Source organism: Paraburkholderia sp. RL18-101-BIB-B (assembly GCF_046026985.1).
Lineage (GTDB): Bacteria > Pseudomonadota > Gammaproteobacteria > Burkholderiales > Burkholderiaceae > Paraburkholderia.
Map to the genome: position 1 here is coordinate 41,290 of NZ_JARESV010000036.1, position 13,401 is coordinate 54,690.

The 13,401-nt window shown below is 65.1% G+C and carries 12 protein-coding genes; 10 read left to right on the forward strand and 2 right to left on the reverse strand.

What is annotated here, in order from left to right:
• Window positions 1–19: 19 nt before the first annotated feature.
• Window positions 20–1,318: an MFS transporter gene (locus tag P0D73_RS33840; RefSeq protein WP_408291003.1), complete on the reverse strand. Its 1,299-nt coding sequence runs from the start codon at window positions 1,316–1,318 to the stop codon at window positions 20–22.
• 413 nt (window positions 1,319–1,731) lie between these two features.
• Window positions 1,732–2,415, reverse strand: a complete 684-nt coding sequence (locus tag P0D73_RS33845) for a GntR family transcriptional regulator (protein WP_408181256.1) — start codon at window positions 2,413–2,415, stop codon at window positions 1,732–1,734.
• Between the two features lie 140 nt (window positions 2,416–2,555).
• On the opposite strand from P0D73_RS33845, the gene P0D73_RS33850 reads away from it, so the two are divergent.
• The 10 genes from P0D73_RS33850 (at window position 2,556) to P0D73_RS33895 (ending at window position 13,279) form a co-directional block, all read left to right on the forward strand.
• A complete protein-coding gene (locus tag P0D73_RS33850) occupies window positions 2,556–2,957 on the forward strand; it encodes a carboxymuconolactone decarboxylase family protein (RefSeq protein ID WP_132380874.1) in 402 nt (133 codons plus the stop codon).
• 164 nt (window positions 2,958–3,121) lie between these two features.
• On the forward strand, window positions 3,122–3,916 hold the full coding sequence (locus P0D73_RS33855) for an alpha/beta fold hydrolase (protein WP_408318178.1): 795 nt from the start codon (window positions 3,122–3,124) through the stop codon (window positions 3,914–3,916).
• A 112-nt stretch (window positions 3,917–4,028) separates the two neighbouring features.
• Window positions 4,029–4,736 carry an SRPBCC family protein gene (locus tag P0D73_RS33860; protein WP_408318176.1) on the forward strand — a complete coding sequence of 236 codons (708 nt, stop codon included), beginning with the start codon at window positions 4,029–4,031 and terminating at the stop codon, window positions 4,734–4,736.
• A gap of 27 nt (window positions 4,737–4,763) precedes the next feature.
• Complete coding sequence (locus P0D73_RS33865; RefSeq protein ID WP_408434843.1) at window positions 4,764–5,642, forward strand: FAD binding domain-containing protein; 879 nt, start codon at window positions 4,764–4,766, stop codon at window positions 5,640–5,642.
• 19 nt (window positions 5,643–5,661) lie between these two features.
• Entirely contained in the window at window positions 5,662–6,174 is a 513-nt protein-coding gene (locus tag P0D73_RS33870) for a (2Fe-2S)-binding protein (RefSeq protein ID WP_408318174.1), read from the forward strand.
• Window positions 6,175–6,178: 4 nt separating this feature from the next.
• Window positions 6,179–8,545, forward strand: coding sequence for a xanthine dehydrogenase family protein molybdopterin-binding subunit (locus P0D73_RS33875; RefSeq protein ID WP_408290996.1), 2,367 nt, complete (start codon window positions 6,179–6,181; stop codon window positions 8,543–8,545).
• A gap of 65 nt (window positions 8,546–8,610) precedes the next feature.
• Window positions 8,611–9,339, forward strand: coding sequence for an enoyl-CoA hydratase/isomerase family protein (locus P0D73_RS33880; protein WP_132380884.1), 729 nt, complete (start codon window positions 8,611–8,613; stop codon window positions 9,337–9,339).
• A 129-nt stretch (window positions 9,340–9,468) separates the two neighbouring features.
• Window positions 9,469–11,136, forward strand: a complete 1,668-nt coding sequence (locus P0D73_RS33885) for a UbiD family decarboxylase (protein ID WP_408318172.1) — start codon at window positions 9,469–9,471, stop codon at window positions 11,134–11,136.
• Window positions 11,123–11,716: a UbiX family flavin prenyltransferase gene (locus P0D73_RS33890; protein ID WP_132380888.1), complete on the forward strand. Its 594-nt coding sequence runs from the start codon at window positions 11,123–11,125 to the stop codon at window positions 11,714–11,716. Before P0D73_RS33885 ends, P0D73_RS33890 begins: the two co-directional genes overlap by 14 nt.
• A 90-nt stretch (window positions 11,717–11,806) precedes the next feature.
• Entirely contained in the window at window positions 11,807–13,279 is a 1,473-nt protein-coding gene (locus P0D73_RS33895; protein ID WP_408290990.1) for an NAD-dependent succinate-semialdehyde dehydrogenase, read from the forward strand.
• The last annotated feature ends 122 nt before the right edge of the window (window positions 13,280–13,401 follow it).

Sequence of the window (13,401 nt, forward strand, 5' to 3'; positions counted from 1 at the left end):
CGGTAGTCTTCAGTGATCCTCAGTTGTCGAGCGGAACGCCCTTTGTCTCGGGGCCGAACCAGATCGACACCATGCCGACAATAAAGAGCAGCGACACCGCCGCCGATGCAGCCGGGAACGAACCAAACTTCGCGACCACCGCATTGCCGGCGATCGGACCGATACTTGTCAGCGCGCGGGCCATGTTCCAGCAGAAGCCCTGCCCTGTCGCACGCACGCGGGTCGGAAAGAGCTCGGGCAAATAAGCGGCAAAAGTGCCGAACGCGCCAATGACGAAGTAACCGTACACCGGCATCAGCCACAGCACCCGGCCGATGTCATGCACCGTCATGAACAGCACGAGCGACACCACGAGTGAGCCTGCCGAAAAGATGAAGTACGACATGCGCCGGCCGAGTGCGTCGAGCATCCAGATCAGCGTAAGGTAGCCGAGCGTCGCACCGATCATCATGAGAATGAACGCGTAGCTGACCGTCCTGCCGACGTCGCGATGATCAATGGCTGCAGCCGACAACTGGTGAATCCAGCTCGGCAGAAACGTGAGACCGCCCCAGCAGCCCAGCATGGCAGCCGACGAGATGATCACGCCGATGATTGTCTTGCGGCGTAATCCCGGCGCGAAGATGGCGGTGAAAGTTTGCATCGCCGATTCGGCTATGACGCTGTCGCGCACTTGCACCCAGCGTTGAGGCTCAGGCACGAAGCGGCGCACGAGAATCGTGACGAGCGCGGGCGCGGCGCCCACGCCGAGTACGACGCGCCAGCCGAAGCGGCCAAGCAGCAGGTTGTCGAGCGCTGCCGCGAGAAAGCCAAACGCGAACGCCATCTGCATGATCTGCATGGCGCGGGCGCGTTGGCGACCGGGCCATGATTCGGCGACGAGCGCGGCCCCTGCCGCCCATTCACCGCCGATGCCGAAACCGGCCAGCGCCTGTGCGACGGCAAGCTGAGGCCAGGTCTTCGAAAATGCGCTCAGCAGCGTGAAGGCCGCGTAGATGAGGATGGTCCAGCCCATCACACGAGAGCGGCCGAACCGGTCCGCGGCCACCCCGAACAGCACGCCGCCGATGCCCCACGTGAGCAGCTTGCCCGCAATGATGTAGCTGCCGATCTTGCTGATTTCGGTCGCGTCGGTGCTGTGCAATAGCTGGCTCACGCTCGGCACGAGCACAAGCGTGAAGAGATTCAGATCCATCGAGTCGAACATCCAGCCGAGGAACGCCGAGATCAGCGCCAGCCACTGGTAGCGCGACAACCTGAATCCCTGAGACTCGGCCGAAGCCACCGGCGCCGCCTTGGCGCCCTGCGATATGCCCATTCTTCCCGTCTCCTATCTGCCGCCAAATAAGCGAGCACGTTGCTCGATGCGGGTCGTAGCGCCCGATTTCGTCATTTGGCGGAGTATATCGTAATGCAGTGTGATTGCAATACAGATTATTGTATTACTGTCTGCCGATCCTTTGGCCACGGGAGACGCCTACGGCGCGGCGTCATACAGGGAGGTATCGAAAGAAATGAGCGATGTCCGCAGCCCGCAAACCCGTCTGGGCCTAGGCGGGAAAGCGCGCTGGGAAGGGCTAACGCCGCGAGTAACGAGGTAAAAAGAGCGCCTCATGTTGCGTACCGCTCATCGGACCGGTCCGCAAGCCGGACCGTTGCGTGTCGAGGCGACGATTCCGCCTCTAACGTACCGGGTACGAAAGAGGCCGGCAGACGCGGCGTTTCGTTGACTTAGCTGGTTGCTGCCGCGAGCACTTCGACCGCGAGGCTTTCGGCTTGCTCGACATGGCGCTTGCACGCCGCCGCGGCTGCGTCGGCGTCATTGCGCATGATTGCATCGACGATCGTCGCGATTTCGTCATAGCTTTGCGGAAGGCGCCCTGCCTGCGAAAGCGTCGTGGCGCGCAGCATCATCACTCGCGTATGGACGAGCCGTAGCATCTCCGTGAGAACCGGGTTGTTGGCGCCTTCGAGCATCACGTCATAGAACTGCGCCTTCTGTTTCAGGAAGCTCATGGTGCCCTCCTGGCCTTGCATGTCCCGCATCGAGGCGAGCTTTTCCAACGCCTGTTTCAGCTCGGCACGCTGGTCGACCGTCGCTCGCTCGGTGAACTGCCGGCCCGCCAGTGCTTCGAGTACGGCGCGCACTTCATAGAGCCCTCGCGCCTCGTCTGCCGTCATTACCGAGACGATCGGACCTTTGTGCGGAATGATCTGCACCAGCCCCTCGGCCACCAGTTGACTCAGCGCCTCACGAACGAGCGTGCGGCTCACGCCGAGCATTTCGCACAGTTCGCGCTCGATCAGCCGGTCGCCCGGCTTGAAGGTCAGGTCGCTAATACATGAGCGCAATCCGTCGATCACCTGCTGGCGCAGCGTCGCCACCGGTCGCACTACCAGCCTGTTGGTATTCATTCCATTCCCTTGTCATATGAATCAAAAAAGAGCCGCGCTGATCTTCGTAATACAATCATATTGACATTCCGCAGCGAAGCTCTGATACTGCCTACCATTATACAATCCTACAACAGCTGGTTAAACCCCGAAGGATAATCATGGAAGACATCACGCTATCCGAACGCCGTGCCATCGGCGCAAAGATCCGCAAAGAAGTGCTGGGCTCGAGCCACACGCAGAGCAATACCAATCCCCACCTGTTCGACACAGTGTTCCTCGAGTACACGGAAGACGTGTGCTGGGGCAACGTGTGGAACCGCACGGGCCTCCCGCGCGCGACACGCAGCATGCTGAACCTTGCGATGCTGGCCTCGCTCGGCCGCTGGCACGAGTTCGAAGTGCATACGCGTGGAGCGGTGAATAACGGCGTGACGGAAGAAGAAATCGCCGAGGTGGTGCTGCAAGCCGGCGTCTACGCAGGCATTCCAGTCGCGGCCGAAGGGCTGCGTCGCGCGAAGGCGGTTGTGCTCGACCTGAAGGCGAAAGCCGCTGCTGCCTGAAGACGGCTTGCGGTTCGTCAAGGCGCCTCGCGAATCGTCATCTCATCCCAAGCGTACCTGCCTGGCAGTCCAGAGGGCAGCAAGGGTTTCGTGCTTTCGGCTGCCGACTCGCTAGCCGATCGCGCGAAGCACCTGCCGGAACCCGCGCATTACCCGAAACCATCATGTCTCATTCAACTTTCTGCGAAATCCCAGCCGGTCGCATCGCCTATTCCCGCCGCGGGACGGGCAGGCCGCTGGTTCTGCTTCACCCGATCGGCGTCGACCGGAGCTGGTGGGACGAGTATGTCGATCACTGGGCCGCATCGTATGACGTCGTCGCGATCGATATTCGCGGCCACGGCGACTCCAGCCTCGTCACCGCCCCCATCACCCTCGCCGATCATGCGACCGACGTCGCCGCGGTGCTGCGCCAGGAACGGCTTGCCGGCGCAACCCTGATAGGCGTGTCGATGGGCGGCATGATTGCGCAGCGTGTCGCGATCCAGTTTCCCGAGCTGGCCGGTGCGCTGATTCTGTGCGGAACGGCCGGCGGATTTCCCGACGAAGTGCGCCCGCGCATTCTCATGCGCGGCGACATGAGCCGGCAAGGCTCGATGTCCGAAGTGATCGACGACACGATCACGCGCTGGTTCGCCGCCGATACGCCGCGCCCCGACCTCGTCCAGAAGTGCCGTGCGCGCCTCGCCGCCGACGACTGGTACAGCTGGAGCGCGAACTGGCAGGCGATCTCGCTGCTCGACAACCTGGGCGAACTGCCGCGCGTGTCGGCACCGGCGCTCGTCGTCGCCGGCGATGCCGATGCGAGCATTCCGCCAGCGGTATCGCAGAAGATCGCCGACGCGCTGCCGACGAGCCGCTTCGTAGTCATTCCGGGCGCGGCGCACTTTGGAGCGTTCGACATGCACGAAGTTTTTGCAACGGTATTCGACGATTTCCTGTCGACCCTCGCTCAATGAAATAAAACGCGAGCGTGCCCGCGCGCTGGGACAGTTTCACGCGCCGCGCGACTCGGTAGTTACCAGATAAGTGGAGCGGCGCCCGTACGGGCCAACCGCCCGAGGAGGCAGTATGGCAATCACAATCCGTTCATCTTTCATCGTCGATGCACCGCCGTCCGACGTCTGGAAGACCATGATCGACATCGAGCGGTCCGCACCGTGTTTTCCGGGCGCGGAACTCAAGGAACAGCAGCCCGACGGCAGCTACAAGGGCGGCTTCACCGTCAAGCTCGGCCCGCTTACGCTGAAGTTCGCGGGCAAATTCAAGATTGCTGACCAGAACGACGCCAACCGCACGGTCGTGGTGTCCGCAAGCGGCACCGACACCAAGGGTCGCGGCGGCGCCGATGCGCAGATCAACGCGGCCGTCACCGACGCCGGCAACGGCAAGACGAAAGTCGACGTCGTCTCGGACGTGAACCTGTCGGGCACGGTCGCGCAGTACGGACGCGGTGCCGGGATGATCGAGGCGCTCTCGCAGCAACTGCTGAACCAGTTCGCCAAGAACCTGACCGCGCTTATCGAGGCAGACGCAGCGCACGCCGCGGCGCAGGCTCCGGCCACTCCGGCCGCCGCGCTGAACACCGCGGGTGAACCGGAGGCTTCGAACGTGTCCGCTGAACCGGCTGCACCCAGGCCGGCCACCGAAGCGCGCCGCCCGCCCCCCGCACCGGCGCCGGTCGTGCCTCTCGATGCGGGCGCACTCATGCGCAAAGCGATGTGGCAGTCGATCCGGAATTACTTCGCGCGGCTCTTCGGGCGCAAGCAGCCCCACTGAGGAAGCCACCGCACTATCGGAGCACGCATGAAACCCAGTGAATTCCAGTATCACGCGCCGACCACCGTCGACGAGGCCGCGCAGCTGCTCGGCACACTCGAGGATGCGCGCGTGCTTGCCGGCGGCCAGTCGCTGATGCCGATGATGAACTTCCGGTATCTGATGACGAGTCACCTGATCGACCTGAACGGCGTCGAGGCACTCACCCGCATCGAGGAGCGCAACGGCCGTCTTCACATCGGCGCGATGGCGCGGCAGCGCGACATCGAACTGTCGCCGCTCGTGAAGCGCGCGCCGCTGATCCGCGAGGCGTATCAGCTGGTCAGCCACAAGCAGATCCGCAATCGCGGCACGCTCGGCGGCAGCCTGTGCCAGTTGGATCCGTCGTCCGAGCAGCCATGCTTCACCGCCGCACTCGACGGTGTCCTGACGATCGTGCGCTACGAAGACGGCGCAGTCGCGACCCGGGAGCTGCCAATGTCCGACTGGGCGCTGATGTATATGACGCCCGCGCTCGAGGAAGGCGACCTGCTCGCCGGCATCTCGCTCGACATCTGGCCCGAAGGCCATGGCTACGCATTCGAAGAGTTCGCGCGGCGTCATGGCGATTACGCCATCGTCGGCGTCGCAGCGCTCTGCACCGTCGATGCGCAACAGCGCCTCGACCGCGTGTCGCTGACGATCTGCGGTGTGGCCCCCGGCCCGGTGCGAATGCACGAGGTCGAGACCGCCTTGCGCGGCCGCCCGATGGACGAAGACGCGCTGCGCATCGCGAGCGACGCGGCGCGCGCGCTCGACGTGATGACCGACGCGCACGTCAGCACCGACTACCGCCAGCATCTCGCCGGCGTCCTGACCGAAAGAGCGCTGAAGACAGCGTTCTCGCGCGTCGCAACACAATCGTAGGGTGACAAAGGAGATGCACATGGAGACTCGTACCGTCAGAGTCGTCGTCAACGGCACCGCTTATGAGCACGAGGTCGAACCGCGTCGCATGCTCGGTGACTTCCTGCGTCACGACCTCAATCTCACCGGCACGCACTACGGTTGCGAACACGGCGTCTGCGGCGCCTGCACCGTGCTGATCGACGGCCGCACCGCGCGCGCCTGCCTGACGCTCGCCGCCCAGGTGAATGGACGTTCGCTGACGACAGTCGAAGGGCTCGCCCACGCGGACGGCACGCTCAACGCGCTGCAACAGGCCTTTACCGAAACGCACGCGCTGCAATGCGGGTTCTGTACGCCCGGCATGCTGATGACGCTGACCGAACTGCTGAACGAAACGGATTCGCCGACCGAAGCCGAGATCCGCGAAGCGATCACGGGCAATCTGTGCCGCTGTACGGGTTACCAGCCGATCGTCGCGGCTGCCCTGCTCGCCGCTCAGCGCATCCGCGACCAGCGTGCCGCCGCGCCGGCAGCCCAAGCTACGGAGTAACGCAATGGACCATTCCGACCTGAAGGGTGCCCCCACCGACCAGCGCTACATCGGCCGGCGCGTCATGCGCACCGAAGACAAGAAGCTGCTGCAAGGCCAGGGCTCCTATGTGGACGACGTACACCTGCCGAACATGCTGCAAGCCGCGGTGCTGCGCAGCCCGCACGCGCACGCGAAAATCGTCTCGATCGATTGCACGGCCGCCCGCGAACTGAAGGGCGTGCACGCTGTTTATACGCACGCGGACCTGACCGGCCGCGCACGCGGCCGCGCGCCGTCGATGCTGCCGAACCCGGCGATCCGCTTCGAGCGCACCCAGGAACTGCTCACCTCGACGGAAGTAACGTTCGCGGGAGAAGCCGTGGCGTTCGTCGTCGCGGACAATCGCTATATCGCGGAAGACGCCTGCGGTCTGATCGAGATCGAGTACGACCCGCTGCCCGCCGTTGCCGAGTGCCGCGACGGACTGCGCCCGGACTCGCCGCTCTGCCACACCGACGCGAAAGACAACGTCGTCGCGCATATCGAAATGGGTTTCGGTGACATCGACGCGGCCTTCAAGGATGCGCCGCACGTCGTCGAGGAAACATACTGGCAAAACCGCGGCTCCGCGCATCCGATGGAAACGCGCGGCTATATCGCCGAATATCACGCCACCAACGGCGAGCTGACGGTCTGGTCGTCGGGTCAGGCGCCGCATCACGAGAAAAAGAATCTCGTCGAGCTGCTCGAATGGGATGCCGAAAAGCTGCGCGTGCTGATGAACGACGTCGGCGGCGGCTTCGGTCCGAAGCTGCCTTTCTATCCGGAAGAGGCGCTCGTCGCGATCGCGGCGGTCGCGCTCAAGCGTCCCGTCAAATGGATCGAAGACCGGCGCGAGCACTTCCTCGCGGTCACGCAGGAGCGCGACCAGTGGTGGACGGTGCAGATGGCGCTCGGAAACGACGGCAAGATCCGCGGCGTGAAACTCGAGATGGTGCACGACAACGGCGCGTTCCTGCCGTGGGGCATCATCACGCCGTATATCTCGATCACGACGACGCCCGGCCCCTACGTGATCCCCGCGATGGGCGCAAAGCTCGACGTCGTCTACACAAACAAGTGCGCCACTTCGCCGGTGCGCGGCGCAGGCCGCCCTCAGGCGGTGTTCGCGATGGAGCGGATTCTCGACAAGGCCGCGCGCGCGCTCGGCATGGATCGCGCGGAGCTGCGCTGGCGCAATCTGATCCAGCCGGAACAGATGCCGTATGACGCGGGTTTCATCTATCGCGACGGTAGCCCGCTGCGCTACGACAGCGGCGACTATCCGGCTTGCCAGAAAGCGGCGCTGGAGCGCGCGAACTATGCGGGCTTCGCCGTGCGCAAGGCCGAAGCACGCCGCCAGGGCCGCTTCGTCGGCATCGGCATGGCGAGCTTTGTCGAAGGCACCGGCATGGGCCCGTTCGAGGGCGCGACGGTGCGCATTCAGGGAACCGGCCGCATCACCGTGATTACCGGCGCGTCGCCGCAAGGCCAAGGCCACAAGACGACCTTCGCGCAGATCTGTGCCGAACAGCTCAACGTGCCGCTCGAACTCGTCGATGTCGTCACCGGCGATACGGGCGGCATCTCGATGGGCGTCGGCACGTTCGCGAGCCGCGCGACGGTCAATGCCGGCAACTCGGTCTACATCGCCGCCCAGGCCGTGCGCGACAAGATGTTCACGCTCGCCGCCCACCTGTGGAAGTGCGAAACCGACGACCTCATCCTCGCGCAAGGACACGTCGCGCGCCGCTCGGGCATCGAGCAGCGCATGAGCTACGGCCAGCTCGCGAAGATCTCGCAGGGCATGCCGGGCTTCACGATGCCGGCGGGCCTCACTGCCGGTCTCGAAGAAACGAAGTATTTCTCGCCCGCGCAGTCGACCTACTGCAACGGCACCGCCGTCGTCGAACTCGAAGTCGATCGCGAGACCGGCCATATCACGATCCTCAACTACGTGATGGCGCACGACTCGGGCAAGCTCATCAACCCGCTGCTCGTCGACGGCCAGGTGATCGGCTCGGTCGCGCACGGCATCGGCAACGCGACGCTCGAATGGATGCAGTACGACGAGAACGCGCAGCCGACCACGACGAACTTCGGCGAGTACCTGCTGCCGATGGCGACCGATGTGCCGAACATCGACATCGTGCACCTCGAAACGCCGTCGCCGCTGAATCCGCTCGGCGTCAAGGGCGCGGGCGAAGGCGGCACGATTCCGGCGGCCGCGGCGATCGTCGCGGCGATCGAGGACGCGCTTTCGGAATACGGCGTCGAGTTCACCGAAGCGCCGCTCGTTCCGCAGCGCGTATTCCAGAAACTCAAGGAGGCCGGCGCCTACGCGCGCTGACCGGCTCGGGCGCTTGCGCATCGCGAGCGCTCATTCCCAGCTTTCATTAACGACACCTCTTCTCCATGACGACCGAATTCACCGCAGCGCTCCACGATTCCGAATACCGGATCACCCTTGCCCAGCCGGACCTCGGCAACATGCTGACGCTCGACGCGATGCGCGCGCTCGCCGCCGAGATCCGCAAGGCCGGCCGCGACAGTAACGTGAAAATCATCCGTCTCCGCGCGTCCGGTCCCGCGTTCTGCCGCGGCCGCGCCGTCAGCGCGCCGCCGGCCACGCCGCCGACGTCCGCGCAGTACCGCCGCAATGTGGCCGATCCGATTCTCGACGTCTACCGCGCGATGCACGAAAGCGAAGTGCCGCTCCTCGCCGAAGTGCAAGGCGATGCGGAAGGTTTTGGCTGCGCGCTCGTCACCGCGTGCGACCTGGCGGTCGCCTCGGACAACGCGCGCTTCAACCTGCCCGAACTGCAGAAAAACCTGCCGCCGACGCTCGTGATGTCCGTGCTGCGCTACAAGGTGCCGCCGAAGGCGTCCGCGCACATGGTCTATCTGACTGAGACCATCGACGCCGCGAATGCGCGCGAGTGGGGCATCGTCGCCGAAGTCGTGCCGGCCGCGAGTCTGAGCGAGCGCGCGGACGCGATGGTCGCCTCGATCTGCACGCGCGACCGGATCGCCATCGCGGCGCTGAAGACGTACTCCCGCGAAATCACGATTCCCGATTTCTCGCTCGCAAGCGAAGTCGCGGGCGCGTCGCTCGCGAACGCAATGACGTCGATGCGCCGCTGATACGCCGCCGCGGTGCCGCACCAGCGGCACGTGCGGCACGGATCGAACACGCAGTACCCTGCCCGCCTCGGGCAACACTTCAAGCAATAGAGGCGCAGCGCAACGCTGCGCTTCATGGGACTTCTAGTCATGGCTGATCAAGACACTACTTCCACGTCTTCCACGAACCCGGGTTACGCGGACCTGCACGAACACATCGCGCGCCTCGAAGCGGCAGGCCTGCTGTACCGGATCGACGAGCCGGTCAACAAAGACACCGAAATGCATCCGCTCGTGCGCTGGCAGTTCCGCGGCGGCATTCCGGAAGCCGATCGCAAGGCGTTCCTCTTTACCAATATCGTCGACAGCAAGGGCCGCAAGTACGACATTCCGGTCATCGTCGGCGGCATCGCCGCGAATCCGGAGATCTACCGGATCGGCATGAACGTGCCGTCGCTCGACGAGATCGGCGACGCGTGGAACCGCGCGATCGACAATCCGATCCCGCCCGTCCTCGTTGAAAGCGGTCCCGTGCATGACATCGTGATCGAGGGCAAAGACCTCGAAGGTCCCGGCAACGGACTCGAATCGCTGCCGCTGCCGATCTCCACGCCGGGCTTCGACGCCGCGCCGTACATGACGATGACCGGCGTGATCTCGCGCGATCCGGAAACCGGCGTGCAGAACATGGGCACTTATCGCGGCCACCTGAAGTCGGCTACGCGCCTCGGCATGATGATGCTCGTGAACCTGCGCGCGGGCGGCCTCGACCACTGGCGCAAGTGTGCGGCCAAGGGCGAGAAGATGCCGGTCGCCATCGTGCTCGGCGCGCCGCCCGTCGTTGCCTTCCAAGGTCCGCAGAAGCTGCGCCCGAACGTCGATGAGCTGAGCGTCGCCGGCGGTCTCGCCGGTGCGCCGATTCGCGTCGTCAAAGGCCGCACCGTCGATCTGCTGGTGCCGGCCGAGGCGGAAGTCGTCGTCGAAGGCTATGTCGATCCGACGTATCTCGAACCGGAAGGTCCGTTCGGCGAGAGCCACGGTTATGTCGCGCTCGAGGACTACAACCTCGCCATCGAAGTCACGGCTATCACGCGCCGCAAGGACGCGGTGCTGACCTCGATCATCTCGCAGGTCACGCCGTCCGAATCGAGCGTGATCAAGCGGCTCGCCTACGAGCCGATGTTCCTGCGTCATTTGCGCGACCATCTCGGCATCCGCGGCATCAAGAAGGTGTCGCTGCACGAGCCGCTCACGAACCTGCGCCGCTTCGTGTTCCTCCAGTTCGAGCGCGGCGCGAAGCGCACCGAGGTCTGGCGCGCGCTGTACGGCACGATGTCGCTGCAGGCCGCGATCGGCAAGTTCGTGATCGCGATCGACGACGACATCGATCCGAACAACGCGGACGCCGTGTTCTGGGCGATGGGCTATCGCTGCAATCCGGTCGAGGACGTGAAGCTGATTCCGTACCGCGAGGCGGGCCACGGTCCGCGCTCGGACCATGCGAGCGGCCTCGATTCGGCCATGCTGATCGACGCGACGATGAAGACACCCATGCCGCCGCTCGCGCTGCCGAAGAAGGAATACATGGAGAACGCCAAGGTGCTGTGGGAACGCCTCGGCCTGCCGGCACTGAAGCCGGAGTCGCCCTGGTACGGCTACTCGCTCGGCGACTGGACCGAGGAATGGGACCGCAACGCCGAGCAGGCGACGCGCGGCGAGTGGATGCAGCGCGACGCGTCCTACCAGGCGCGCCGCAAGAGCGGCGTCGAGCCGAATTCGCCGGTGCGCGGCGTCGAGGGCGATCGTGGCGACAAATAACGGCACTCCTGAACGGATCATCGTCGGCATCACCGGCGCGTCCGGCGTGATCTACGGGATCCGCGCGCTCGAACTGCTCGCCGAGGCGGGCGTCGAGACGCATCTCGTGATCAGCAAGGCCGCCGAGCTGACGATGACCTACGAAACCGACATGCGCGCCGCCGATCTGCGCGCGCGCGCGTCGCACTGGTATGCGGCCGGCGACATCGGCGCGGCGATTTCCTCGGGCTCGTTCAAGACGAAGGGCATGCTGATCGTGCCGTGCTCGGTGCGCTCGATGAGCGAGATCGCCACCGGCATCACGAGCTCGCTGATCAGCCGCGCGGCCGACGTCGTGCTGAAGGAGCGCCGGCGTCTCGTGCTCGGCGTGCGCGAGACGCCGCTGCACGGCGGACATCTGCGCACGCTCGTGCAGCTTTCGGACATGGGCGCGGTGATCGCGCCGATCGTGCCAGCGTTCTACTCGAAGCCGCAATCGATCGACGACATTGTCAATCACACAGTCGGCCGCATGCTCGATCTGTTCGACATCGAGACCGGTGTGGTCAAGCGCTGGAAGGAACAGCAACCCGAGCAGTAATGCGGCAGTAACGCGTGCGCCGCCCGCTTTCATCAACATCTCAGGCCCGCCGCGCCGCTAGCGTGGGCGGGGCCGCCCTTTGCGACGATCATGACTGAATCCAATCCGCTTTCCCGGCTCGCCGATCCGAGCCTGTTGCGCTCGCTCGCCTATGTCGATGGCGCATGGTGCGGCGCCGACGACGCCCGCACCTTCGCCGTCAACGATCCCGCCACCGGCGAGAAGATCGCCGACGTGCCGCTGATGACCGGCGTCGAGACGCGCCGTGCGATCGAAGCCGGCGAACGCGCGCAGCGCGGCTGGCGCGCACTCACCGCGGCGCAGCGCGCGGCCATCCTGAAGCGCTGGCACGCGCTGATGGTCGCGAACACCGACGACCTCGCGATGATCATGTCGGCCGAGCAAGGCAAGCCGCTCGCGGAAGCGAAAGGCGAGATCGGTTATGCAGCGTCGTTCATCGAATGGTTCGCCGAGCAGGCCAAGCGGGTCGACGGCGACGTGCTCGCCTCGCCGGCCACCGACAAGCGGATGCTCGTGACGAAGGAGCCGATCGGCGTCTGCGCCGCGATTACACCGTGGAATTTCCCGGCTGCCATGATTACGCGCAAGGTCGCGCCCGCGCTCGCCGCCGGCTGCGCCATGATCGTGAAGCCGGCCGAAGCCACGCCGCTGTCGGCGCTCGCGCTGGCCGAACTGGCGCATCGCGCCGGCGTGCCGGCCGGTGTGTTCAGTATCGTCGTCGGCGATCCGCGCGCGATCGGCGCGGAGATGACCAGCAACCCGATCGTGCGCAAGCTCTCGTTCACCGGCTCGACGCCGGTGGGCCGACTGCTGATGAGTCAGTGCGCGCCGACGGTCAAGAAACTCTCGCTCGAACTGGGCGGCAACGCGCCGTTCATCGTGTTCGACGATGCCGACCTGGACGCGGCAGTCGAAGGTGCGCTCGCCTCGAAGTACCGCAATGCCGGGCAAACCTGCGTCTGCACGAACCGCTTCTATGTACAGGACGGCGTGTACGACGCGTTCACCGAAAAATTCGCGGCGGCGGTCGGCCGCATCAAGGTCGGCAACGGGTTCGAGGCCGGCGTCACGCAAGGCCCGCTCATCAACGAGGCCGCCATCGAGAAGGTCGAAGCGCATATCGCCGATGCGGTGGCGCACGGCGCGCGCGTGCTCGCCGGCGGCAAGCGTCATACGGCCGGCAAGCTCTTCTTCGAGCCGACCGTGGTCGAGGGCGTCACCGCGTCGATGCGCTTTGCCAGCGAGGAGACCTTTGGCCCGGTCGCCCCGCTCTTCCGCTTTCACGAGGAGCGCGAAGCAATCGAGGCGGCGAACGCCACCGAGTTCGGTCTTGCCGCCTACTTCTACAGCCGTGACATAGGCCGGATCTGGCGCGTGTCCGAGGCGCTCGAATACGGGATGGTCGGCATCAACACCGGCCTGATTTCGAACGAAGTCGCGCCGTTCGGCGGCGTCAAGCAGTCCGGCCTCGGCCGTGAAGGCTCGAAGTACGGCATCGAGGAATATCTCGAGATCAAGTACCTGTGCATGGGCGGCCTCTGAGCGACGCCGCTTCGGCAGCGGGCTACCAGCCGGATTCATTACGTCAAGACCACCGCCCAGCACTCGTTCGACAGCAATCCAGACGCCGCCGGGGCGCCATGCGTCAGTGGGCGGCGTCGCGT